Genomic DNA, 24,365 nt, shown 5'->3' on the forward strand with positions numbered 1-24,365 from the left:
CACTCACCGTAGCACAGCTCCCGGGACCGTGGCGGCTCGACGTGTCGAAGCCCACCGGGTGACCAGCACCAGGGCCGTGCCCAGGGCCAGCCCCAGCGCGGGCAGCACGGGCACCCTGCCGTCCGGTGCGAAGCCCCGCACGGCCAGCCGGCTCAGCGCGACGACGTCCAGGGCCAGACCGGGCCACAGCGGCCAGGCCCGGCGCAGCCCGGCGTCCGGACTGGTCCGCTCGTACAGCACGGCCAGCGCGCGTTCCAGCGGGCCGAGCGCGGCCACGACGCCTGCCAGGACCAGGCCGAGCACCAGCAGCCACGGCACCCGCAGCGCCCACCAGGCGCCCGAGCCCAGGCCCGGCTCGGGTGCGAGGCCGGTCAGGTAGAACGCGGCGGCGGCGACCAGCACCGGCAGCATGTGCCACAGGTACAGCGTCATGCTGCCCGCGCTCAGGGGCCGGACCACCCGCCACAGCCGCTCGCGCGCCAGCAGTCGCCGTACCGCCGGTGCGGCGAGGAGGCACAGCCCGGCCTGGGCCACCACCCACGCCAGCATCGCGGCGGACGGCGGGTCCGTGTTGCCGGGGTGCTGTCCGGTCACCAGGATCAGGCTGACCGGGAACGGCCCGAGGGCCACGAGCGCGGCGAAGGCGGCCAGGCCGCCCGCCGCCATCGCGAGCGGCACGTACCGCCGCCCGGTCAGCAGCCCGTCGCGCCAGCAGAAGCCCAGCTGGTAGGCCACGCCCCAGACGAGCAGGTAGTCGAGCAGCCCGACGTACGGCGTGTGCTCCCGCACCACGAGCACGTCGACCGCCAGCGCCACCGCACCCATCGCCGGCGGGACGCGCGTCCCCCAGCGCCGGTGGGCCGCGTACATCGCCGGAGTCAGGGCACTGAGCAGCAGATACACCGGCAGGAACCAGAACTGCATCGCCATCGCCCAGCCCACGAGCGCAAGCGTGTCCGCGTCCACACCGGCGGCCGCGCAGACTCCGACGGCGACCAGCACCAGGCCGCTGTAGACGCCCACCGGAAGGAGCAGCCGCAGCGCCCGCCGGCCCAGCCACCCGGCGGCGGTGGCCCCGCACTCCCGGGCCCGTGCCCAGGAGCCGCCCGCGGCATGGCCGCCGGCCAGGAAGAACAGCGGCATGATCTGGAACGCGAGGGTCAGCCACTGGGTCCACGGAACGGTCGCCAGCAGTTCGGGTGCGAGGATCCGGCCGCCGGGCTCCCGGACCAGGGCCGTGATCAGCCAGTGGCCGAGGACCACCAGAACGATCGCCCACGCGCGCAGGAAGTCCACGTACCGGTCTCTGCTCATGGGCCGTCATGCTGCCGCAGTCCGCGCGCCACCGCGCCCGGACGCCCGTGCCGCAACCATTCCGTGCCCGGCACGACACCCTCCGGACCTGATCGCGTCGGACTATCCGTGGTCCGCTTCGAGCTCGGTCGCCGGTGTCTGTCGGGTGGCCGCCCACGACGCCAGGAGCGCCACGTTGTCAGCGGTCGGCGTGCCCGCCGGTGCGGTGTAGACGGTGAGGTGCAGGCCGGGTTCGGCGGGCAGTTCCAGGGACTCGACGTCCAAGTCGAGCCGGCCCACGATCGGATGGTGCACCCGCTTGCGTCCGGACCGGTGCAGCCGCACGTCCTGAGACGCCCACCGCTGCCGGAACAGCTCACTGCGCGTCGACAGTTCGCCGACCAGGGCGATCAGCTCCTCGTCGTGCGGATCCCGGCCGGCTTCCATGCGGAGCTTCGCGGCCGCGTCAGTGGCAATCTGGTCGTAGTCGACAAAGAATTCTCTGGCCGCCGCGGATTCCAGATAGACGAACCGTGCTGTGTTCGCCGGCCGTCGCGGGTCGGCCAGCACCGGTGAAAACAGCGCGCGGGCGAGTTGATTCGTGGCGAGCACGTCATAACGGCCGTTACAGATCCAGGCCGGCGCACCAGAGATCGCGTCGAGCACCTGGTGCAGTGTCGAGCGCACCGTCAGGGCAGACCCGCGCCGACGTGGGCCGCCGGGTGTCCGGGAGCGCCGCGCGAGGTGGAACAGGTGATCGCGCTCGGCCTCGTCGAGTTGCAGGGCAGAGGCCAACGCGTCGAGCACGCCGTCGGAGGCGCCGGCGAGGCTCCCGCGCTCCATGCGCACGTAGTAGTCGACCGACACCCCCGCCAGAAGCGCAACCTCCTCGCGGCGCAGCCCCTTGACCCGGCGGTTGCCGCCGTAAGCGGGCAGTCCTGCCTGTTCGGGTGCGATGCGGGCGCGACGCGAGCTGAGAAACTCCCGGATCTCGGCGCGTGGTTCCATGGTGGCCATCTCCTCACCGTATGCCCGCTCCGCAGTTCAAGGGGTACCTGTTGCGGTCGTCGCGATGCCGCCGTCCACCGGGATGACGGTGCCCGTGAGGTAGGCCCCGGCCCGGCCCGCGAGGAACACGGCGATCCCCGCCATGTCGTCGTCGCGGCCGAGCCGGCGCAGAGGGGCCGCCGCCGCGATCGTGTCGCCGATGGCATCGAGCGTGGACGCCGTCATCTGTGACGGGAACACCCCCGGTGCCACCGCGTTCACCGTGACGTGCTGTGGGCCCAGCTCTCTGGCAAGCACTCGGGTGAGTTGATGGAGTGCTGCTTTGCTGCTGGCGTACGAGTAGTTGGGCGACTGGGCGACGTGGATGGCGGCGATGCTGCCGATGTTGATGATCCGCGCGGGATCATCTGCGGTGCCTGCCCTGCGAAGTGCCGGAAGCAGCGCCTGCACCAGCCAGAACGGCGACTTGAGGTTCAGGTCGATCACTGCGTCCCAGGCCTCGTCCGGGAACGTCGCCAGCGGCTCGCGCCACATCGCTCCCGCGTTGTTGACAAGGATGTCCAGGCGTTCCGAGTCGACCGTGACAAGATCAGCGAGGCGCTGACACTCGTCGTGCCTGGACAGGTCGGCGGGAATTGCCTGAACGTCGCCGAATTCGGACAGCAGACGCTGTGCCTCCGCGCACGCGTCCGCCGTGCGTGAGCTGATGACGACGCGGGCACCCGCCTGGAGAAGGCCGCGCGCCATCATCATCCCGATGCCTCTGGTGCCGCCAGTGACAAGGGCGTACTTCCCACTCAGATCGAAAAGTCCTGTGCGAGTGGTGAATTGGGCGTCCGCCATTGATCTCCTCATTGGGTAAAGCCGCGGTGGTGTCAAAAGAATGTCGTCGACACTGTCGGCTCGACCAGGTTGACAGGCGTTTTGGGCGTCTGGGAGACCCGGGTGATACAGGTACTCTCAGAACCCCCTTGCCCGATCGATCTGCTCCTGTAGCTGAAGGAGCGCCGGTAGAGGCTTCAGCGACAAGGCGTACACGGCCGCGCAGACTGACCCGGACACACAGGTTGCCGTAATTCGGTGGCGGAGCGGCCTGACTGTCCCTAGTGTCAGTGCTGTTCGAGCGGCGACCGGGGTTTGCCGCAGATGACTTGGATTGGTTCGGAGGTGTGACCGATGGCTGTCATTGAGATGGGCGCTGCCCGCATCCGGAAGTTCATTCAGTCCACCTCCGTGGCCTCCGGCTGACCTCTCTTCTCCCGCGCCCATGAGCGCGGTGCCGGGGCCACCCTTGTGAAGGGTCTCCCCTTGTCTCTCTCCTCTCTCCCGGGTTCGTCCTCGGCTCCTTCCCTGGCCCCGTACGGCTGGGACGCGGACTGGGAAGCCGAGTTCGCCCCTCATGCCGAGCAGGGTCTGCTGCCCGGCCGTGTCGTACGGGTCGACCGCGGCCAGTGCGATGTCGTCACCCAGGCCGGCACCGTCCGCGCCGACACCGAGTTCGTCGTTCCCCGTGACCCGATGAAGGTCGTGTGCACGGGGGACTGGGTCGCGGTCGACCCCGAGGGCGGCGATCCGCGGTATGTGCGGACCCTGCTTCCGCGCCGTACCGCCTTCGTGCGCTCCACCTCCTCCAAGCGGTCCGAGGGGCAGATCCTCGCGGCCAACGTCGACCACGCCGTCGTCGCCGTGTCCCTCGCCGTCGAACTCGACCTCGGCCGCATCGAACGGTTCCTGGCGCTGGCCTGGGAGTCCGGGGCGCAGCCGGTCGTCGTCCTCACCAAGGCGGACCTGGTCCCGGACCCGGTGACGCTCGCCCACCTCGTGCAGGACGTCGAGACGACGGCACCCGGGGTGCCCGTCCTGACGGTCAGCGCACTCGCCGGGGACGGCCTCGACGTCCTCGTCGCCCTGGTCGGCTCCGGTACGTCGGTGCTGCTGGGCCAGTCCGGCGCCGGCAAGTCCACCCTGGCCAACGCGCTGCTCGGGGCGGACGTGATGGAGGTGCAGGCGGCCCGTGACGTGGACGGGAAGGGCCGCCACACCACGACCACCCGCAATCTGCTGCCGCTCCCGGCCGGGGGAGTGCTGATCGACACCCCGGGACTGCGTGGCGTCGGCCTCTTCGACGCCGAGACCGGGGTCGGGCAGGTGTTCTCCGAGATCGAGGAGCTGGCCCGGCGGTGCCGGTTCGGCGACTGCGCGCACGAGAGCGAGCCGGGCTGCGCGGTGCGCTCCGCGGTGGAGGCCGGGGAACTGCCCGTGCGCCGGTTGGAGAGCTACCGCAAGCTCGTGCGGGAGAACCAGTGGATCGTCGCCAAGACGGACGCGCGGCTCCGGTCCGAGCTGAGGAAGGACTGGAAGCGGAAGGGGGCGGAAGGGAAGGCGGCGATGGAGGCGAAGCGGGGGCGGTGGGAGTAGGGCCGTGTCCGTTTTCCGCCAGCCGTACGGGGCCGCGTCCCTCACACTGGGAGACGTGATGGACGAGGACAGTCGAGGAACTGATGGGCCCACCTACTGGACCCGGATCGCTTCGCCCGTCGGCGAGCTGCTGCTGACCGCCGACGCGGACGGGGCGTTGACGTCCCTGTCCGTGCCCGGACAGAAGGGCGGCCGGAGCGTCGAGACGGGATGGCTGGCGGATCCCGGCCCCTTCACGGCGGCCGGGGAACAGCTCGCCGCCTACTTCGCCGGTGAACTCAAGGAATTCCGGTTGGAGTTGCGGGCGCGTGGCACCGAGTTCCGGGAACGGGTGTGGGCGGCGCTCGACGACGTCCCGTACGGGGCGACGACGACGTACGGGGAGATCGCGGCGCGGCTCGGCGCGGCCAGGATGGCGGTCCGGGCGGTCGGCGGCGCGATCGGGGCCAACCCGCTGCTGATCGTGCGGCCCTGCCACCGGGTGATCGGGGCCAACGGCTCGATGACCGGGTACGCGGGGGGACTTGACCGCAAGGTACGGCTGCTGACGCTGGAGGGGGCGGTGGCGGCCGGGTAGCAGGCGGGCGGGGGGCGGTACCGGCCCGCGGCTCCGCCGCGCGCGGGTGACCGGCGTCGAAGGATCCGTGGGCGGTACGACCGCCGACGGCCGGCGCTGCCTCACACTCCGCCAACCGGGTGCCCCCGCGGACGAGTTGCCGCCGCTTCCACGCTCCGTGTGCCACCTTCCCCTCCAGTGGACCTTCGGAAGGGCGGACGTGCGGATGGGCAAGGTCGGTCATGTCCTCGCGGCGGCGCTGCTGGCGGTGCTGGGCACGGCGGCGCGGGCCGGTGCCGACCCCGCACCCTCGCTCTGGACCGGGAGCTGGGAGGCGGCGCCCTCCGGTACGGTCCCGGCCGTGCCGGGCGCCGCGTTCCGCAACGTCGTGCACCTGAGCGTCGGGGGCGCGGCCGTGCGCGTCCGGATCAGCAACCGGTTCGGCAGCGCACCCCTGCGGCTCGGCGCGGTCACCGTCGCCCGGCGGCAGGGCACGGGGCCGGACGCCGTACCCGGGTCGATGCGCGCCGCCACCTTCGACGGTGCCGGTACCGCGGTCGTACCCGCCGGGCAGGACCTGGTCAGTGATCCGGTGCCGCTCGCGGTGCGGGCCGGCGCGGATCTGCTGGTCAGCGTCGAGACCCCGGGGAACTCGGGACCCGCCACGTACCACCGGGTCGCCCTCCAGACCGGCTACATCGCCGGGCAGGGGGCCGGGCGGGCGGCCGACGAGGACGGCGACGGGTACACCCGGACCACCGGGAACTGGTACTACGTCACCGGGGTCGACGTCCGCGGTGTGACCCTCGGCAGTGTGGTCGCCCTCGGCGACTCCCTCACCGACGGCAACGGGTCCGGCTTCGGCGCCAACCACCGCTGGCCCGACCGGCTGGCCGAGCGGCTGCGGCCCTACCGGATCGGCGTCCTCAACGCCGGGATCTCCGGCAACCGCCTGCTCACCGACAGCACCGGCGGCCCAGCGGCCCTGCGCCGCCTGGACGCCGACGCGCTGGCCCGCGCCGGGGTCAGGACCCTGGTCGTCCTCGAAGGCATCAACGACATCAAGGGCACCCCGGCGGCCACCGATCCCGCCGACTTCGTACGGGCCTACCGGACCATCGTCGCCCGCGCCCACGCGCGGGGGATCCGGGTGGTGGGTGCGACCCTCACGCCGTACGCCGGATACGGCGAGTACACCGGGGCGGGGGAGTCGGTACGGCAGCGGGTCAACGCGCTGATCCGCACCGGGCAGGTCTTCGACGCGTACGTCGACTTCGACGCCGTCGTACGCGATCCGCAGCGCCCCGCACGCATCCGGCCCGCCTACGACCCCGGCGACCACCTGCACTTCAACGACGCCGGGATGCGCGCCCTGGCGGCCGCCGTTCCGCTCGTCGACCTGCTCTGAGTCTCCGCGTGTCCGCGACTGCTCTTTCCCGTACGCGTGTTCAGGATGTCCCTCGACACGCCGTTCGAGACCGGGCCGGGCGCGGGATTTTCCGGATGCCCCGTTTTCATCCGGCCCGTGCGGTGGACAATTGGGGGCATGAGCCAGCCAGGGGGTAGGCCCACCCGTCACGAGGACGACTGGTGGGGGCAGTTGTACGACGACTCCACGGAGGACACCGGACCCACGGCCGCACCCGATTCCCTGGACGACCGCTTCGCCTCGGCGAAGAAGACGGTGGGGGGACGGCGGGGCGGCGGCGCGGATCCGGACTTGCCCGACCCGTCTCCGCCGGCCGTGCCGCCCCAGCGGAGGGCCGCACCCGAGACGCCGAGGCGACGTCCGCCGGTTACCGACGTGCCCGAGCGACGTCCGCAGGTTCCCGACGTGCCCGAGCGACGTCCGCCGGTTACCGACGTGCCCGAGCGACGCGTGGCCGACACCGGACGGCGCGGCGCCGACGAGGGCGTCCCGGCCGCCCCGGCACCGTGGCCGTGGGACGAGGAGGACCAGGATCCGCTGGACGCGGACGACGACACCCCGCCCTCCATCCCCTACCCGCCACGGACCGCCCCGCCCGATCCGCCACCCACGACACGACTTCAGCCGCCCGCCCTCCCGGCGGAGCCGCCCTGCTCGGCTCCACCGTCGCCTCTTCCGGGGGAGCCGCCACACTCGGCTCCGGTCTCGCCGCCTCACGGCGCAGCCGCTCCGCCGCCCGCCGCCCCCGCAGCGCCCTCTGCCCCGCCCTCTCCCGCGGCGCCGTCTCCCGCGACACCGACTCCCGCGGCGCCGTCTCCCGCCCCGCCCTCTCCCGCAGTGCCCACCGCTGTCCCCGCCCCGTCGCCGCCCGCCGCTGTCGCCGCCCCCGCCTCCTCCGTCGAGTACGTCGGGTCCGGGCCGCCCACCTACGACGCGGAGCCCACCGCGATGCCCGTCGCCGACCCGGACGGGCTCGGCGATCTGGTGGCCGACACCGTGCTGGACGGTGCCCGGTACGGCGCCTGCACCCTGCGGGCCGTCTCCCAGCGCGGCGACTCCGCCCGGTACCGGGGCGAGCCGCGCCGCGACGCGCTGCTCACCGCCCGGTTCGGGTCCGGCGACCAGGCCCTGATCCTCGTCGCGATGGCCACCGGCGCCCGGGCCACCCCCGGCGCGCACCGGGCCGCCGCCGAGGTGTGCGAGCTGATCGCCCGGGCGGTGGGCCGCAGCCACCAGCGGCTCACCGAGGACATCCAGGCCGCCCGCCGCGGCGACCTCAAGTCCGGGCTGCACCGGCTCACCGACCGCAGCCTCGGCAAACTCCGCGCCAGCGCGGCCGAACAGGGCGTCGCCCCCGAGGAGTACACGGCCAGCCTGCGGTGCCTGCTCCTCCCCGGCCACCCCCAGTGCCGTACCCGTGTCTTCTTCGGCGTCGGCGAGGGCGGGCTGTTCCGGCTCCGGGACGGCGAGTGGCAGGACATCGAACCGCGGACCGACACCGACGCCCCCGGCGAGCCCGTCCTCGGCTTCGGCTCGCAGCCCTCCGAGACCCCCTCGGGCGACCGGCTCACCATGGACCTCGGCATCCCCACCCCGCCGAGCCCCTACGAACCGGCCCCCGAGCCGCCCCGCGACCCGTTTCTCTTCCGGGCCTCGGTAGCCCGCCCGGGTGACACCCTCGTGATGTGCACCGGCGGCCTCGCGGAGCCGCTGCGCGGGGAGCCGGCTCTCTGCGCCTACTTGGCCCGACGCTGGTCCGGTCGCACCCCGCCGGGTCTCGCCGCGTTCCTCGCGGACGCCCAGGTGCGGGTCAAGGGCTACGCCGACGACCGTACGGCGGCGGCCGTCTGGGAGGCGTGACCGCGGCCGGTGTGGATACATGGAAGGGCATCGCCGGGGAGTACCGGAGATCCGCGGAGCCGAAGGGTGCCCGACCGCCATGGCCAAGCAGAACGTCGCCGAGCAGTTCGTCGACATCCTCGTCCGCGCCGGGGTGCGCCGCCTCTACGGCGTCGTCGGCGACAGCCTCAACCCGGTCGTCGACGCCGTGCGGCGCAACTCCGCCATCGACTGGATCCACGTCCGCCACGAGGAGACCGCCGCCTTCGCGGCCGGCGCCGAGGCCCAGATCACCGGCACCCTCGCGGCCTGCGCCGGCTCCTGCGGCCCCGGCAACCTGCACCTCATCAACGGGCTGTACGACGCGCACCGTTCGATGGCCCCGGTGCTCGCCCTCGCCTCCCACATCCCGTCCAGCGAGATCGGCCTCGGCTACTTCCAGGAGACCCACCCCGACCGGCTCTTCCAGGAGTGCAGCCACTACAGCGAGCTCATCTCCAGCCCGAAGCAGATGCCCCGGCTGCTCCAGACCGCCATCCAGCACGCGGTCGGCCGCAGCGGGGTGAGCGTGGTGAGCCTGCCCGGGGACATCGCCGACGAGCCCGCCCCGGAGCGGTCCGCCTCGGCCGCCCTCGTCACCTCCCGTCCGACCGTCCGCCCCGGCGACGACGAACTGGACGAACTGGTCCGGATGATCGACGCGGCGGACAAGGTCACCCTGTTCTGCGGCAGCGGCACGGCGGGCGCGCACGCGGAGGTCATGGAACTCGCGGAGAAGCTCAAGTCCCCGGTGGGCCACGCCCTGCGCGGCAAGGAGCACATCCAGTACGACAACCCGTACGACGTCGGCATGAGCGGACTGCTCGGCTACGGTGCCGCCTACGAGGCCACCCACGAGTGCGACCTGCTGATCCTGCTCGGCACCGACTTCCCCTACAACGCCTTCCTCCCCGACGACGTGCGGATCGTCCAGGTCGACGTGCGCCCCGAGGTGCTGGGCCGGCGCTCCCGCCTCGACCTGGCGGTGTGGGGCGACGTACGGGAGACACTGCGGTGTCTCGTGCCGCGCGTGCGGACCAAGGAGAACCGGCGGTTCCTCGACCGGATGCTCAAGAAGCACGCCGACGCGCTGGAGGGCGTGGTGAAGGCGTACACCAGGAAGGTCGAGAAGCACGTCCCGATCCACCCCGAGTACGTGGCCTCGGTCCTCGACGAACTCGCCGACGACGACGCGGTGTTCACCGTGGACACCGGGATGTGCAACGTCTGGGCCGCCCGTTACATCTCGCCCAACGGCCGCCGCCGCGTGATCGGTTCGTTCTCGCACGGCTCGATGGCCAACGCGCTGCCGATGGCGATCGGCGCCCAGTTCACCGACCGGCGGCGGCAGGTGGTGTCGATGTCCGGGGACGGCGGGTTCAGCATGCTGATGGGCGACTTCCTGACCCTGGTCCAGTACGACCTGCCGGTCAAGGTCGTCCTCTTCAACAACTCCGCACTCAGCATGGTCGAGTTGGAGATGCTGGTCGCGGGCCTGCCCGCGCACGGCACCCACAACACCAACCCCGACTTCGCCGCCGTCGCCCAGGCCTGCGGCGCCTACGGGGTGCGGGTGGAGAAGCCCAAGCAGCTTGCGGGTGCGCTCAAGGACGCCTTCCGGCACAAGGGCCCGGCCCTGGTCGACGTCGTCACCGACCCCAACGCGCTCTCCATCCCGCCGAAGATCAAGGCGGACATGGTCACCGGCTTCGCGCTCTCCGCGTCCAAGATGGTCCTGGACGGGGGCGTGGGCCGGATGGTCCAGATGGCCCGCTCCAACCTCCGTAACGTGCCGCGGCCGTAGGACCGGGACTCAGTCGTCGGTCGGCACCCACTGGCGGACCCCGTCCACGAAGCCGTACCAGTAGTGCGGCAGGCCCTTGACGGAGCTGGTGCGGAACGGCTGCCCGTGGTCGTCGATCCGGACCGTGCCCGAGCGGCCCTGTGAGGACCAGTCGAGTTCGAGGTACCAGCGGCAGTCGCAGCCGACGGTGCTCGCCTGCACCCGCAGCACCTCCGGGTCGGTGGCGGAGACCCGGTAGGGCAGGTGCATGGTGGAGACGGTCTTCCCGTCCGGGCCCTCCCCGGCCACGGGGCGGGCGATCGGCCGGTCCTTGTCCAGGTCCACGTCGAAGTAGCGCGGGGTGAGTCCGCCGCCGCAGCCGTCGGCCATGGAGTAGGCGATGCCCGGGGCGGGCGCCGTTCGGCCGACGACCCGTACCCGCAGGTCCTCCAGGACCACGGCCGTCGACGAGCGGCCCTGCACCGAGACCTCCACGATGGTGTCGCCGCCGTGCACCGCGTTCTGGGTGGCCGCCCAGGTGCCCGCGTCCTGCGGGGCGGGCGGTGGCGGGACCTGCGCCGGTTGTTTGTCGATGACGTAGTGGTGGTCGCAGCCCAGCTCCCACAGCTGGGAGTTCGCGGTCCAGGTGAGCGGGACGCCGGTCGCGCCGCTCGGCGCCGAGGGGGTGGTCCCGCCCGAGGGGGAGGCGGAGGGCCGCGCGCCGCGCGGCGCCCGGGACGGCGACGGGGCGGCGGAGGTGCGGTCGGGGGACGGACCGGTGGACGCGGTGGGGTCGGGGCGCCCGGTGTCGCCGGCGGAGGTCGTGGGGGTGGCGGAGCCGGGGTGCCGGGCGCCGGCGTCGGCGGGCGGCCGGTCCTCCGGGAGCGCGGCCAGGGTGCCCCACGTCGACAACAGGACGGTGGCCACGGCGGCGGCGACCACGGTGCGCCGCCGCCGGTACCAGCGCCGCGAGCCGCCGGCCGCCACCGGCGCCACCACCCCGGCGACCGCGTCGGAGTTCGGGGCGGCGTCCGCTGCCGAGCGCGTCGCTACGGCCTCCGTCGCGAGGTCGGTTTCCGGGTGTGCTTCCCGCGTGGGTGCCGTGGGTGGCTGTTCGTCGTCCGTGCCGCGCGGGCGTCGGCGGGCCGACACCGCTCGCAGCCAGCGTTCGTGGAGGTCGAGGCGTTCCCGGGGGGTCGCTCCGCAGAATGCCGCCAACCGCTCGACCGGGGCGAAGTCCAGCGGCACCGCCTCGCCCGCGCAGTAGCGGTGCAGGGTGGAGGTGTTCATGTTCAGCCGGCGGGCCAGCGAGCCGTAGCTGCGGTCCGTGCGGTCCTTCAGCTGCCGCAGCAGCGCAGCGAACTCCCCGACGTCGTCCACATCGTCGCGCACGCGCACCTTCTCCCGGTCGTCGCCATCCCAGGCACTCATATACCTGCACGTCAACGGGGCTGGGATGGTTCCAGGGCGGGGAAACGGGCGTCCGCCGTTGCGGTCGCCGCCGGTGGCGGCCGATGCTCTTGGTGTCGCACCGAGCGGGCCGGACCGACCAGTCGGCCGCGTCGGCGACAGCCCATACCCATGCACCGACCCACGGGGGATCACCCATGCCCAAGCGCACCCGAGCTGGCGCGCTCACCGCACTCGCCGGCGCCGCACTCGTCGCCGGCACCGCGCTCGCCTCTCCGGCGGCGGCCGCACCCAAGGCGCCCGGCTTCCTCAGGGCGGCCGACCTGCCGCCGCGGGCCGGCACCTCCTGGACGGCCGGCAAGGTCACCGCCGGCATTCCGGAGGAGGTCAAGGAGGACATCTGCATCGGCGTCGGGCTCGGCGGCGGCCAGGACTCCTGGTACCGGAAGTTCCGGACCGACCTCGACACGAGTGCCCGTCAGGTCACCGCGGTGCTGCCCAGCGTCCGCCTGGCGAAGGGCCGGTTCGCGAAGCTCGACGAGGACATCGTGTCCTGCGCGGACCGGATCGAGATGGCGGACCCGCAGATGCGGGCCACGTTCCAGGACCACGGCACCCTGCCGGTCGGGGACGGCGCCCATGTCTACGCCCTGCGCACCATCACCGCCTGGGGCACCAGCGACATCCGGCTGATCTCCCTCGGCCGGGAGGGTCGCACCGTCACCGTCGTGGACTGGGGACAGCTCGGCGGCTTCGTGGACGCGCCGGTGAAGGCGTTCAAGAAGACCACCACCACGGCTGTGAACAAGCTCCACTGACCCACGGTCACCACGTACGACCACCACGCACGACCACCACACCAACCGGGGCCGTCCTCTCGCTCGGGGGAGGAGAGGGCGGCCCCGGACCCAGAGAAGAAAACGGGGAACAGACATGAGCAGCAAGACCCGCGCCGTCCTCACCGCCGGCGTCCTCGCCGTGGCCCTCGGCCTCGGCGCCACCGCCCAGGCCTCGGCCGGCGCTCCGCGCAGCGTGAGCGGCAACCCGTCCGACAACATCACCCGCATCTCCGACTTCTACGGCGCCTACATCGACGCCGAGAGCGACCTGGACGGCAGCGGCAAGCTGCCCACCGCGCTGCGTGCCTACTACATCGCGCCGACCTACCTGAAGAAGCTGCGGGCCTGGGAGGACCGCGAGCACGCGGACGGGGTGCTGCGCGCCCAGAACACCCCGCTCAAGTGGAAGGTCACGGACAACGGCACCAGGAAGTACACGGAGGCCGTCATCACGCTCACCTGGAGCCGCGACACCACCACGAAGCTGGTCGTCGACATGACCCGCGACACCCACAAGATCGTCAACATCGGCACCAAGGGCCTCGGGAACAAGTAGGCGGAAGGTCAGGTTTCGGCCAGGTTCGCCGGTGCCGTGGACCGCGTGAATCAGCTCGGGGGGTTGTCCGAGAGGCTGATTCACGCCGGGTCCACGGCACCGGTGGCGCGTACGGGACGGTCCTGACGGCGGCGTACGTGCCGGGGCCGATCCGGGACATGGCCGAACACCCGGTCGTCATCGACGTGACATGACTGGCGCGTGCCCGAGCGGGCATGGATCCCCGTGAACCTGTTCGATCAGGAGGGGAACCGGACACAGCGTGCGGGCGGGGGCCATGAACAGTCAGGCACGAGGGGGCGGTCCCGTGGCCGTCGGGGCCTCCTCGGCGCAGACGGCGGGGGAAGAGACCGACACGACGGAACGGGGGCACCCGCCGCAGCTCAGACGGCGGTTGGGACGGTCGGACCTGCGGGCGGTGCCCGAGGCGCGCAGGGAGCTGAGGGAGCTGCTGCGGCACTGGGGGCGGCCCGGCCGTTCCGAGATCGCGGAACTGCTCACCAGCGAACTGGTCACCAACGCGCTCGTCCACACCGACCGCGAGGCGGTCCTGACGGCCGTCGTGGAGCCGGGCCAACTGCGGGTGGAGGTCCGGGACTTCGTGGCCCGCAGGCCCCGGGTGTGCGCCCCGGACACCGGGGACGGCACCCACGGCCGCGGCATGGTGCTGGTGGACTCCCTCGCGGACGCGTGGGGAGTGCAGGCGCACGAGGTCGGCAAGTCGGTCTGGTTCGAACTGGACGCCGAAGCCGCTTAGCAGCCCCACGACAGACGGGACGGGGGCGTGACCTTCGTGGTCACGCCCCCGTCCCGAGGTGTCTTCGCGGCAGTGGGCGATCAGCCGAACTGCTGCTCCAGGTCCTTGAGCTTGCGCTCCAGGGAGTCGAGGCGCGGCAGGGCCATTGTGTCGTCCTCCGCGGTCAGGTCGACGGTGATCTCAGACCCTTTGCGGACGGGCTGAAGGGACGGCCGAGAGCGCACGGGCAGCTGTTCCGGCGCCGCTATGGCAGGCTCCGCGGAGGCCTGGGCGGGCGCACGCTCGACCTGGTGCACCTCGTCCTGCCGGCCGGCGCGCCCGACGAAGCCCCGGTGGCCGCGGCTTATGGCCTTGAGCTGGGCCCGCTCCAGACGGTCCTGCTCGCGGCGGCGCATGCGGTTCTCCTCCTTCTGCCGCTTGTCGTCGCGCACCTCCTCGACCGCCTCGTCCAGGCTGCGCACGCCCTCCAGGAGCATCAGCGACCACGCCCTGTAGGTCTCACGGGGGGCACGCAGCCAGCGCACGATACGGATCTGCGGCAGCGGACGCGGCACCAGGCCCTGCTCGCGCAGGGCGGCCTTGCGGGTCTGCTTCAGGGCGCGGTCGAAGAGGACGGCCGCGGACAGCGACATGCCGGCGAAGAACTGCGGAGCGCCGTCGTGGCCCCCGCCCCTAGGCGCGTGCACCCAGTTGAACCAGGCGGATGCGCCCGCGAACGTCCACACGAGGATCCGGGAGCCGAGCGCGGCGTCACCGTGGCTCGCCTCGCGCACCGCGAGGACGGAGCAGAACATCGCGGCGCCGTCCAGGCCGAACGGCACCAGGTACTCCCAGCCGCCGGAGAGGTTGAGGTTCTGCTGGCCGAAGCCGACCAGTCCGTGGAAGGAGAGGGCGGCGGACACCGCCGCGCAGCAGAACAGCAGGACGTAGGCGGCGGTGGCGTAGATGGCCTCCTTGCGCCGGCGCCGCTCCTCGCTGCGCTCCCACGAGTCGTCCTTCGCGTGCTCCCCGCCGGACCGCTTGGAGCGCGTCAGCACCGCCACCGCGACCAGCATGCCCAGGAGCAGTACGGCGCCGGGAAGCAGCCAGTTCAGCGATATGTCGGTCAGTCTCATCTAGGGGTCCCTTGCATTGGGATAGGGCGTAACGCCCGCCATAGTGGCCCAATCCCGTCGGCCCTCAGGGGGTTTCGGGGCAAGAGGCCGCCAAGGAAGTGCAAGGGGATGCTCCAGGGCAGCATTCTGCTCGAACTGCCGCGTGAGGGGCGGGAGTTGAGTTCGAGTAAGACTACCCGTACGGGTGGTTCCTCGGAAAGTTCCTGCGGCGAGTGAGGAAGTTGTGAATTCCCTGTCCGGCGCAGCGGCGCTCCCGTCCTCCGCGATCTTAGTGGATCCGGGGCGGTGCTTCGCCCCCCAGGGCGTCCTGAGGGCGCATCAGGCCGCCGCGGCCGCCGCGAGTTTGGCGATCCGCTCGTCGTCGCGGGTCCGCGGGCAGGTGGCGCAGGTGTCCTCGGGGCGCAGGGTGTAGTACATGCAGCAGCTCACCCGGTCCCGGGTCGGCAGTGGCTCGCCGGCCGGCCCGGTCAGCACCCGGAAGGCCGCGGAGCCGGCGTACGGCCCGGTGGTCCCGGGAAGCAGCGCCGCCAGCTCCCGGACGGCCCGCTCCTCCTCGCCGAGCAGACCGGCGACGTACCAGAGCCCCTCCACGATCCCGTCGGTCGCCATGCCCCACAGGGCGCGACCGCGCCGCCGCGTCCGGGGGCCGAAGCCGCCGAGCACCGGTTCCAGGTGCTCGGCCACCGCTGCCCTGACCTCCGCCCGCAGCGCCTCCTCGCCGCCGACGACGACCGCGCCGGGCAGCGCCGCCGCCGGGTCCTCCGGGAGGCAGGCGAAGGAGGTGACCCGTACGGCCATCCGGCCCGCCGTGCGGTCGTACGACACCTCGGTGACGGGGAGGCGGGGGACCCGGCGGTCCAGGAACCAGGGGAGGGTGATCAGCAGGCAGGCGGCCCAGCCGTAGCGGTGCAGGCCGAAACTCGCGACCACGTCGGGGCGGCCGGGCTGCCCGTGATCGCGCAGGATCTGGTCCGCGTCCCAGGCGAGGAAGGCGTCCAGGGCGGGGCCGCCCGCCGCGAGTTCGGCCGCGCCGACCCAGCCGCCGCCCTCGGGTGCCGCTTCGCCCGGCGCCAGCTCCGTCACCGCCAGGCCGGGAAAGACCTCGGCGAGGCGGGCGTAGGCGGCGGAGACGGGCGAGGGCATGGGTGACCACCGATCGGATGCGGGTACGGGCCGACTGTCCGGATAAGTAAGGCTTACCTTACCTCTCGTTCGGGAGTTTGAACCAGCGCCTTGTGCGCCTAAGGTGCTTGACGGACAAGTAACAACCCGCCGTTAATGACCCGAGTGCCGACGACCCGAGGAGGGCCCGTGGACCAGCGCACGCACGCGGCTCCCGCCGAGACGGCCCGGGTGCCCGCGCAGTCGCGGTCCGGGGAGACGCGGCTGGAGGCGGTGGTGCGGGAGGCGGGTGGACACCCCGCCGGTACGCCGGCCGCGCGCGGTGAGCACACGCACGGCGAACGGCCCGTTCCGCAGTCCCGGCCCGCCGTGCAGCGGGCGTCCGTGCGCGGGCAGATCCTCGACGCGCTGCGCACCGCGCTGATGGGCGGGGAGCTGCTGCCCGGCGAGGTGTACTCGGCGCCGGTGCTGGGGGAGCGGTTCGGGGTGTCCGCGACGCCCGTGCGCGAGGCGATGCAGCAGCTCGCTCTGGAGGGTGCGGTCGAGGTCGTGCCCAACCGCGGCTTCCGGGTCGTGGAGCGGGGCGCGCGGGAACTGGCCGAACTGGCCGAGGTGCGGGCGCTGATCGAGGTGCCGGTGATGATGCGGCTGGCGCGCAGTGTGCCGGCCGAACGGTGGGTCGCGTTGCGGCCGCTGGCCGAGGAGTCGGTGCGGGCGGCGGCGACAGGGTGCAGGGCGACGTACGCGGAGGCCGACCGGGCGTTCCACCGGGCGGTGCTGGGGCTCGCGGGCAACGAGCAGCTCGTGCAGATCGCGGAGGACCTGCGGCGACGGGCGGTGCCGCTGCGCGGGGCGCGGGCCGAGATGATGTCGGACGCGGCGGAGCACTCGGCGTTGCTCGATGTGTTGGTGGCGAGGGATCTGGAAGCGGTGCGGGCGTTGGTGGCGGGGCATTTCGCCGACGCGTGGTGAGCTGGCGGGGGCGGTTGCGCGGAGTCTCGCCGTAGGGGTGCGTGTGGGGTGTCGGGTGCGGGTGCGTCGTGGCTGGTCGCGCAGTTCCCCGCGCCCCTGAGGGGGCGGTTCAGTCGGTGTGTCGGGTGCGGGTGGGGCGTGGTTGGTCGCGCAGTTCCCCGCGTCCCTGGCGGGGCGGTTCAGTCGGTGTGTCGGGTGCGGGTGGGGCGTGGTTGGCCGCGCAGTTCCCCGCGTCCCTGGCGGGGCACGTCTCGGCTGCGGGCATGCGTGCCGCCTGGGGCGGCACGGGTGGGCGCAGCGGCACCCTGTCGGCGCCGGTGAGCGGTGTTTGCCTCAGCTGTCACGCCGTTGCCGCGCCGGGGGTCGGTGGGGTCAACTGCCGTGCCAGCCAGGTCGGGACGCCGCCCAGGAGACGGAAGAGTCGGCTTGCCTCCTCGCGGAGCCGCGACGCCTCCGGTTCGGACTCCGTTTCGGCCAGGGACGCCAGCGCGGGGGCCGTGCCGACCAGGTAGCCCAGCTCCTCCCTGAGGCGCAGGGACTCCGCGAAGCCGTGCCGGGCCTCGGTCAACTCGCCGTCGCGCAGGGCCAGGCCGGCCAGGTGCCGCCAGGTGAAGGAGAGCAGCAGCGGGTCGGCGTGCGCGGTGGCGGCCGCGTGCGCCCTGCGGTAGGCGGCGCGGGCCGCCTGCGGGGACAGGGTCAGGTTCTCCGCCAGCAGCCCCCGGCGGAAGTCCAGCAGGGCGCGTCCCGGCGCCCCCGGCGGGATCAGCGCCGCCGCCCTGCCGAGCGCGGCCCGCGCCTCGTCGGCCCGGTCGCGGACCCCGTGCAGGGTGGCCGCGTAGGCGAGTTGACCGCGTTCGCAGGCCGCGGCCCCCCGCTCCTCGTCGGTACGGGCCTGCGCCTCCGCCGTACGCAGCGCGTCCTCCGCCTCTTCCCAGCCCCGCTCGGTATAGAGGCACCGCTCGACCATCAGCCCGGCCCGCTGCAGGGAGTACGCCGGGGTGTCCGACGGCAGCAGGGCCGCCGCGTCGGCCCAGCAGGCCCGCGAGCGCAGCCGCCATACCGCGGTCTGGAGCGGATCGTCACCGGCGGTCGTTCCGTTCCCAGACATGGCGGAGTACGCCACGTTGCCCTCCCCTAGCGCGCCGTCGAGCAGTGAAGTGGTGGCCGCATTCCAGCATCGATCGCCGCGCGGGGCCAAGAGGATGGGTGAATAATTTCACAAAGTCGTGGGACGGCGACGGCACTTGGCAGGAGCCCGTCGCGCGCCCGCGTGACCTCAGCTCATCCGCAACGCCAGGAAGAAATCGAGCTTGTCCTCCAGCCGCGCGAGGTCCCGGCCCGTCAACTGCTCGATCCTCCCCACGCGATAGCGCAACGTGTTGACGTGCAGGTGGAGACGGGTGGCGCAACGGGTCCAGGAGCCGTCGCAGTCGAGGAACGCCTCCAGGGTCGGGATCAGTTCGGCGCGGTGCCTGCGGTCGTAGTCCCGCAGCGGGTCCAGCAGGCGGGCGGTGAAGGCGCGCCGGACGTCGTCGGGGACGAAGGGCAGCAGCAGGACGTGCGAGGCCAGTTCCTGGTGGCCGGCCGCGCAGACCCGGCCCGGACGGGCCGCGGCCACCCGGCGGGCGTGCCGGGCCTCCTCCAGGGCGCCGCGCAGCCCCTCGGCCGAGTGCACGGCCGCGCTGACGCCGAGGGTGACCCGGCCGTCGCCGTCGAGGCCCGCCGTCAGCGGCGCCCGTACGGCCGCGAGCAGCACGTCGGCGTGGATCCCGGACTCGGAGCCGTCGTGCTCCGTGGTGACGGCGGGCAGCGGGACCAGGGCTATCGCCTCGTCGCCGGTGTGGGCCACCGCTATGCGGTCGGACGGCTCGGGCCCGGTCGCCAGCGGGTCGACGAGGATCTCCTCCAGCAGGGACTGCGCGACCGGACCGCCCTCGACCTCCGCGCCGTCCCACTCGACGCGGGCGACCACCACCTGCCAGTGCGGGGCCGCGCCGAGGCCGGGCAGCAGGACCGGAGCCGCCACCCGCAGCCGCGCGGCGATCTCCGCCGGTGCCGCGCCCGTCTGTACCAGTTCGAGGACCTCCTGGGCGAGCCGGCGCCGTACCGTACGAGCCGCGTCCCGGCGGTCGCGCTCGACGGAGATCAGCTGGGTGACGCCCTGGAGCAGGTCGAGCCGCTCCGCCGGCCAGTCGCCGGCGTCCGCCTCGACCGCGAGCAGCCAGTCCGACAGCACCGACTCGCGCACGTCCCGGCCGCCCCGCGGGGAGCCGCCCGCCCCGGTCGTCGCCGGGAGGTGCCCCCAGCCGATCGGGAAGAGCGAGTACGTCGTGGTGCCCAGCAGCACGCGATGGGGGCCGCGGCGGCCGGTGCGGGTGGCCGCCAGGTGCTCGGCGGCCAGCTCGGCGCGGGCCTCGGCGGGCAGCGCGGGCCCCGCCACCTTGGAGCCCGCGATCAGCCGGCCGGCCGGGGAGAGCACCCAGGCGCGCAGGTCGAGGTCGGAACCGAGCAGGTCCAGGACCACGTCCGGGCCGCCGCCCGCCGGGCCCGAGGTCATCATCCTGCGGTGCCGGTCGACGACCGCCGCGAGGTCCCCGGCCCGCTCGCCGCTGACCTGCCGCACGACATGCTCGGTGATCGTCGCGAAGGCCACCGACTCGTGGACCGCGAAGAGCGGCAGCCGGTGCCGGGCGCAGGCCACCACCAGATCGTCGGGGACGTCGCCGAGTTCCGCCTCGCCGGCCGCCAGCGCCACCACCCCGGCCTGCACGAGCAGTCGTACGAACGCCTCGGAGTCCGCCGCGTCCCGGCGCCAGGCCAGGCCCGTCAGCACCAGCTCACCGCCCGAGAGGTAGCGGCTGGGATCGCGCAGGTCGGTGGTCATGACCCCGCGCACGGTGCGGTCCAGCTCGTCCTCGCCGCCGAGCAGCCGCAGGCCCAGCGCGTCGGTGTCCAGCAGTGCGCGCAGCCGCATCTCGTCGCCGCCGTTCTGTGTCTCGAAATCTACGATGAATCTGTGAGGGTCCGGGTCGGGGTGCCGGGCGTACGCGGTCACGGGCCGTCACCGCGTGGGACCTGAGCGTTTCCCGCGTTTCCGCAGTAAAACCAAGAGGTTACCGATGGCCTCCGTTCATACGAATCTACAAGATGCCCTTGCTGGCCAGCCAACTCCTTCATGGTTTCGGTGACTGACCCCGCTGGAGTACGGGGCGGTGTACTGGCCTCGTCCCGCGTGAACAGGACATGAACGAGCCGGGCCCGCCGCACACGGATTGGCTCAATCCGCACGACTCACGAGACTCAACGAGACGGAGAAAAGAGCCGGTCATGGACTTCCTTCGCCCCGCCAGCTGGGAGGAGGCGCTCGCCGCCAAGGCCGAGCACCCCTCCGCAGTGCCGATCGCGGGTGGCACCGATGTGATGGTCGAGATCAACTTCGACCACCGCCGGCCCGAGTACCTCCTCGACCTCACCCGCATCGGTGATCTCTACGAATGGGAGGTCGGTGAGGAGAGCGTCCGGCTCGGCGCCTCCGTGCCGTACACCCGGATCATGGAGCACCTGCGCGCCGAACTGCCGGGCCTCGCCCTCGCCTCGCACACCGTCGCCTCCCCGCAGATCCGCAACCGCGGCGGCGTCGGCGGCAACCTCGGCACCGCCTCCCCGGCCGGCGACGCCCACCCCGCGCTGCTCGCGGCGGGCGCCGAGGTCGAGGCGGAGTCGGTGCGCGGCACCCGGCTCATCCCGATCGACGACTTCTACACCGGCGTCAAGCGCAACGCGCTCGCCCCCGACGAACTGATCCGCGCGGTGCACGTGAAGAAGGCCGAAGGGCCGCAGCAGTACTCCAAGGTCGGCACCCGCAACGCCATGGTCATCGCCGTGTGCGCGTTCGGGCTCGCCCTGCACCCCGTGACACGGACGGTCCGTACCGGCATCGGCTCGGCCGCCCCCACCCCCGTACGGGCGAAGGCAGCCGAGGACTTCCTGAACGCCGCGCTCGACGAGGGCGGCTTCTGGGACAACGGAAAGATCATCACCCCGTCGGTCGCCAAGCAGTTCGCGGACCTGTGCGCCGCCTCCTGCAACCCCATCGACGACGTCCGGGGCACCGCGAGCTACCGCCGCCACGCGGTCGGCGTGATGGCCCGCAGGACCCTCACCTGGACCTGGGAGTCGTACCGCGGCACCACTCAGCAGAAGGGGAGGGCCGCCTGATGCGCGTCCACTTCACCGTCAACGGACGCCCGCAGGAAGCCGACGACGTCTGGGAGGGCGAGAGCCTGCTCTACGTGCTGCGCGAACGGCTCGGCCTGCCCGGCTCCAAGAACGCCTGCGAACAGGGCGAGTGCGGTTCCTGCACGGTCCGCCTGGACGGCGTGCCGGTGTGCTCGTGCCTGGTCGCCGCCGGACAGGCCGAGGGCCGCGACGTCGTCACCGTCGAGGGCCTCGCGGACTACGCCAGGCAGCGGGACGGCGGCGCCGCGTGCGGCACCTCGGGCACCTCGCTCGACCAGGCCCGGCGCTGGGCCGCCACGGGGCAGGACTCCCAGACCGGTGAGGGCACCGAACTCTCGCCCGTCCAGCAGGCGTTCATCGACGCGGGCGCCGTCCAGTGCGGTTTCTGCACGCCCGGCCTGCTGGTCGCCGCCGACGAGATGCTGGAGCACAACCCCAACCCGACCGACGCCGACATCCGCGAGGCGCTCTCGGGCAACCTGTGCCGCTGCACCGGCTACGAGAAGATCATGGACGCGGTCCGCCTCGCGGCCGCCCGGCAGTCAGAGGCGGTCTGAGCCGATGCCCACCAACGGCGTCCCCACGAAGATCACCCAGGGTTCCCACACCAAGGGCGGCATCGGCGAGTCCACGCTCCGGCCCGACGGCACCCTCAAGGTCACCGGCGAGTTCGCGTACTCCTCCGACCTGTGGCACGAGGACATGCTCTGGGGCCAGATCCTGCGCTCCACGGTCGCGCACGCCGAGATCGTCTCGATCGACACCGCCGAGGCCCTCGCCCAGCCCGGCGTGTACGCCGTCATGACCTACGACGACCTGCCCACCGACGTGCGGAACTACGGCCTGGAGATCCAGGACACCCCGGTCCTCGCCCACGGCAAGGTGCGCCACCACGGCGAGCCGGTCGCGATCGTCGCCGCCGACCACCCGGAGACCGCCCGCCGCGCCGCCGCCAAGATCAAGGTCGAGTACCGCGAACTGCCCGTCATCACCGACGAGGCCTCGGCCACCGCGCCCGGCGCGGTCCTCGTCCACGAGAACCGCGCCGACCTCCCCCAGCCTTCGACCGGGGGGACCCCCATCGTCGGCCACGTCCCGCACCCCAACATCGTGCACCGTCAGCCGATCGTCCGCGGCGACGCCGACGAGGCCGCGAAGAAGGCCGACGTCGTCGTCAAGGGCGAGTACTACTTCGGCATGCAGGACCAGGCCTTCCTCGGCCCCGAGTCCGGTCTCGCGGTGCCCGAGGAGGACGGCGGCGTCCACCTCTACATCGCCACCCAGTGGCTCCACTCCGACCTGCGCCAGATCGCCCCCGTGCTCGGCCTGCCCGAGGACAAGGTACGGATGACGCTGGCCGGTGTCGGCGGCGCGTTCGGCGGCCGCGAGGACCTGTCGATGCAGATCCACGCCTGCCTGCTGGCCCTGCGCACCGGCAAGCCGGTGAAGATCGTCTACAACCGCTTCGAGTCCTTCTTCGGTCACGTCCACCGCCACCCGGCCCGGCTCTACTACGAGCACGGAGCCACGCGCGAGGGCAAGTTGACGCACGTCAAGTGCCGGATCGTGCTCGACGGCGGCGCCTACGCCTCCGCCTCCCCGGCCGTCGTCGGCAACGCCTCCTCGCTGGGCATCGGACCGTACGTCGTCGACGACGTCGACATCGAGGCCATCGCCCTCTACACCAACAACCCGCCGTGCGGCGCGATGCGCGGCTTCGGTGCGGTCCAGGCGTGCTTCGCCTACGAGGCCCAGATGGACAAGGTCGCCAAGCAACTCGGCATGGACCCGGTGGAGTTCAGGAAGCTGAACGCCATGGAACAGGGCACGATCATGCCGACCGGCCAGCCGGTGGACTCGCCCGCCCCCGTCGCCGAACTCCTGCGCCGGGTCGTCGCGATGCCGCTGCCGCCCGAGCAGCAGTGGCTCTCGGCCGGCGAGGAGGCGGACGTACGGCAGCTGCCCGGCGGGCTGTCCAACACCACCCACGGCGAAGGCGTCGTACGCGGCATCGGCTACGCCGTCGGCATCAAGAACGTCGGTTTCTCCGAGGGCTTCGACGACTACTCCACCGCGCGGGTGCGCCTGGAGGTCGTCGGCGGCGAGCCCGTCGCCGTCGTCCACACCGCGATGGCGGAGGTCGGGCAGGGCGGCGTGACCGTCCACGCGCAGATCGCGCGCACCGAGCTGGGCGTGGCACAGGTGACCATCCACCCGGCCGACACCCAGGTGGGGTCGGCGGGTTCGACCTCGGCCTCCCGGCAGACCTACGTCACCGGCGGCGCCGTGAAGAACTCCTGCGAACTGGTCCGGGAGAAGGTCCTGGAGCTGGGCCGCCGCAAGTTCGGCCCGTACCACCCGGCCTGGGCCACCGCCGAACTGCTCCTGGAGGGCGGCAAGGTGGTCACCGACGGCGGCGAGGTGCTCGCCGACCTGGCGGACGTGCTCGGCGAGGAGAGCGTGGAGGTCGAGGCCGAGTGGCGGCACCGGCCGACCGAACCCTTCGACCTGCGCAGCGGCCAGGGCAACGGCCACGTCCAGTACTCCTTCGCCGCGCACCGCGCGGTCGTCGAGGTCGACACCGAGCTGGGCCTGGTCAAGGTGGTCGAGCTGGCCTGCGCCCAGGACGTCGGCAAGGCGCTCAACCCGCTCTCCGTCGTCGGCCAGATCCAGGGCGGTACGACCCAGGGCCTGGGCATCGCGGTGATGGAGGAGATCATCGTCGACCCGAAGACCGCGAAGGTCAGGAACCCGTCCTTCACGGACTACCTGATCCCGACCATCCTCGACACGCCGACCATCCCGGTCGACGTCCTCGAACTCGCCGACGACCACGCCCCGTACGGGCTGCGCGGCATCGGCGAAGCACCGACGCTGTCGTCGACTCCGGCGGTCCTCGCGGCGATTCGCGACGCGACCGGCCTGGAGCTCAACCGCACGCCGGTACGCCCGGAGCACCTGACGGGCAACGCCTAGGCACGTCAGCACCA

The 24,365-nt window shown here is 72.6% G+C and carries 20 protein-coding genes; 12 read left to right on the forward strand and 8 right to left on the reverse strand.

Annotated features, from left to right (window positions below):
* Positions 1-3: 3 nt before the first annotated feature.
* From ACZ3KP_RS12325 to ACZ3KP_RS12335, 3 genes are all read right to left on the reverse strand, one after another.
* Positions 4-1,314, reverse strand: coding sequence for an acyltransferase family protein (locus ACZ3KP_RS12325; protein ID WP_467498735.1), 1,311 nt, complete (start codon positions 1,312-1,314; stop codon positions 4-6).
* 102 nt (positions 1,315-1,416) lie between these two features.
* Positions 1,417-2,301: a helix-turn-helix transcriptional regulator gene (locus ACZ3KP_RS12330; protein ID WP_467499244.1), complete on the reverse strand. Its 885-nt coding sequence runs from the start codon at positions 2,299-2,301 to the stop codon at positions 1,417-1,419.
* A gap of 36 nt (positions 2,302-2,337) precedes the next feature.
* Positions 2,338-3,144: an SDR family oxidoreductase gene (locus ACZ3KP_RS12335; protein WP_467498737.1), complete on the reverse strand. Its 807-nt coding sequence runs from the start codon at positions 3,142-3,144 to the stop codon at positions 2,338-2,340.
* A gap of 465 nt (positions 3,145-3,609) precedes the next feature.
* On the opposite strand from ACZ3KP_RS12335, the gene rsgA reads away from it, so the two are divergent.
* The 5 genes from rsgA to ACZ3KP_RS12360 all read left to right on the forward strand — a co-directional run bounded on the left by rsgA (position 3,610) and on the right by ACZ3KP_RS12360 (position 10,386).
* Positions 3,610-4,719 carry a ribosome small subunit-dependent GTPase A gene (gene rsgA / locus ACZ3KP_RS12340; RefSeq protein WP_467498739.1) on the forward strand — a complete coding sequence of 370 codons (1,110 nt, stop codon included), beginning with the start codon at positions 3,610-3,612 and terminating at the stop codon, positions 4,717-4,719.
* A gap of 58 nt (positions 4,720-4,777) precedes the next feature.
* Positions 4,778-5,296, forward strand: coding sequence for a methylated-DNA--[protein]-cysteine S-methyltransferase (locus tag ACZ3KP_RS12345; RefSeq protein WP_467499246.1), 519 nt, complete (start codon positions 4,778-4,780; stop codon positions 5,294-5,296).
* A 205-nt stretch (positions 5,297-5,501) separates the two neighbouring features.
* A complete protein-coding gene (locus tag ACZ3KP_RS12350) occupies positions 5,502-6,683 on the forward strand; it encodes an SGNH/GDSL hydrolase family protein (protein ID WP_467498741.1) in 1,182 nt (393 codons plus the stop codon).
* Positions 6,684-7,541: 858 nt separating this feature from the next.
* Entirely contained in the window at positions 7,542-8,564 is a 1,023-nt protein-coding gene (locus tag ACZ3KP_RS12355; RefSeq protein ID WP_467498743.1) for a protein phosphatase 2C domain-containing protein, read from the forward strand.
* A gap of 79 nt (positions 8,565-8,643) precedes the next feature.
* Complete coding sequence (locus tag ACZ3KP_RS12360) at positions 8,644-10,386, forward strand: pyruvate dehydrogenase (RefSeq protein WP_467498745.1); 1,743 nt, start codon at positions 8,644-8,646, stop codon at positions 10,384-10,386.
* Positions 10,387-10,395: 9 nt separating this feature from the next.
* Here ACZ3KP_RS12360 and ACZ3KP_RS12365 read toward each other — a convergent pair whose 3' ends face one another.
* The gene (locus ACZ3KP_RS12365; RefSeq protein ID WP_467498747.1) at positions 10,396-11,796 is read right to left on the reverse strand and encodes a helix-turn-helix domain-containing protein; all 1,401 of its coding nucleotides are present in this window, start codon (positions 11,794-11,796) and stop codon (positions 10,396-10,398) included.
* Positions 11,797-11,972: 176 nt separating this feature from the next.
* Here ACZ3KP_RS12365 and ACZ3KP_RS12370 point away from each other — a divergent pair, with 176 nt between their 5' ends.
* The 3 genes from ACZ3KP_RS12370 to ACZ3KP_RS12380 all read left to right on the forward strand — a co-directional run bounded on the left by ACZ3KP_RS12370 (position 11,973) and on the right by ACZ3KP_RS12380 (position 13,927).
* Positions 11,973-12,593, forward strand: a complete 621-nt coding sequence (locus tag ACZ3KP_RS12370) for a hypothetical protein (protein WP_358976390.1) — start codon at positions 11,973-11,975, stop codon at positions 12,591-12,593.
* A gap of 115 nt (positions 12,594-12,708) precedes the next feature.
* The gene (locus ACZ3KP_RS12375; RefSeq protein ID WP_467498749.1) at positions 12,709-13,170 is read left to right on the forward strand and encodes a hypothetical protein; all 462 of its coding nucleotides are present in this window, start codon (positions 12,709-12,711) and stop codon (positions 13,168-13,170) included.
* Positions 13,171-13,477: 307 nt separating this feature from the next.
* Entirely contained in the window at positions 13,478-13,927 is a 450-nt protein-coding gene (locus ACZ3KP_RS12380) for an ATP-binding protein (protein WP_467498751.1), read from the forward strand.
* Positions 13,928-14,007: 80 nt separating this feature from the next.
* Here the strand turns inward: ACZ3KP_RS12380 and ACZ3KP_RS12385 are convergent, their stop codons facing one another.
* Together ACZ3KP_RS12385 and ACZ3KP_RS12390 are read right to left on the reverse strand one after the other, a co-directional pair.
* The gene (locus ACZ3KP_RS12385) at positions 14,008-15,042 is read right to left on the reverse strand and encodes a DUF2637 domain-containing protein (RefSeq protein ID WP_467498753.1); all 1,035 of its coding nucleotides are present in this window, start codon (positions 15,040-15,042) and stop codon (positions 14,008-14,010) included.
* Positions 15,043-15,360: 318 nt separating this feature from the next.
* Positions 15,361-16,185 (reverse strand): (2Fe-2S)-binding protein, encoded by an 825-nt coding sequence (locus ACZ3KP_RS12390; RefSeq protein WP_467498755.1) that lies wholly within the window; start codon positions 16,183-16,185, stop codon positions 15,361-15,363.
* 135 nt (positions 16,186-16,320) lie between these two features.
* Here ACZ3KP_RS12390 and ACZ3KP_RS12395 point away from each other — a divergent pair, with 135 nt between their 5' ends.
* A complete protein-coding gene (locus ACZ3KP_RS12395; RefSeq protein ID WP_467498757.1) occupies positions 16,321-17,136 on the forward strand; it encodes a GntR family transcriptional regulator in 816 nt (271 codons plus the stop codon).
* Between the two features lie 340 nt (positions 17,137-17,476).
* Here ACZ3KP_RS12395 and ACZ3KP_RS12400 read toward each other — a convergent pair whose 3' ends face one another.
* Positions 17,477-18,244: a hypothetical protein gene (locus ACZ3KP_RS12400; RefSeq protein ID WP_467498759.1), complete on the reverse strand. Its 768-nt coding sequence runs from the start codon at positions 18,242-18,244 to the stop codon at positions 17,477-17,479.
* Between the two features lie 168 nt (positions 18,245-18,412).
* The gene (locus ACZ3KP_RS12405; protein WP_467499248.1) at positions 18,413-20,110 is read right to left on the reverse strand and encodes a PucR family transcriptional regulator; all 1,698 of its coding nucleotides are present in this window, start codon (positions 20,108-20,110) and stop codon (positions 18,413-18,415) included.
* A 353-nt stretch (positions 20,111-20,463) separates the two neighbouring features.
* Here ACZ3KP_RS12405 and ACZ3KP_RS12410 point away from each other — a divergent pair, with 353 nt between their 5' ends.
* Genes ACZ3KP_RS12410 through ACZ3KP_RS12420 form a run of 3 tightly spaced genes read left to right on the forward strand, consistent with a single transcriptional unit; the run spans position 20,464 to position 24,351 of the window.
* Positions 20,464-21,354, forward strand: a complete 891-nt coding sequence (locus ACZ3KP_RS12410) for an FAD binding domain-containing protein (protein WP_467498761.1) — start codon at positions 20,464-20,466, stop codon at positions 21,352-21,354.
* Positions 21,354-21,932 (forward strand): (2Fe-2S)-binding protein, encoded by a 579-nt coding sequence (locus tag ACZ3KP_RS12415; protein ID WP_467498763.1) that lies wholly within the window; start codon positions 21,354-21,356, stop codon positions 21,930-21,932. Before ACZ3KP_RS12410 ends, ACZ3KP_RS12415 begins: the two co-directional genes overlap by 1 nt.
* Positions 21,933-21,936: 4 nt before the next feature.
* Positions 21,937-24,351: a xanthine dehydrogenase family protein molybdopterin-binding subunit gene (locus ACZ3KP_RS12420; protein WP_467498765.1), complete on the forward strand. Its 2,415-nt coding sequence runs from the start codon at positions 21,937-21,939 to the stop codon at positions 24,349-24,351.
* The last annotated feature ends 14 nt before the right edge of the window (positions 24,352-24,365 follow it).

The sequence above is a fragment of the Streptomyces sp. NPDC020958 genome, from assembly GCF_055562175.1.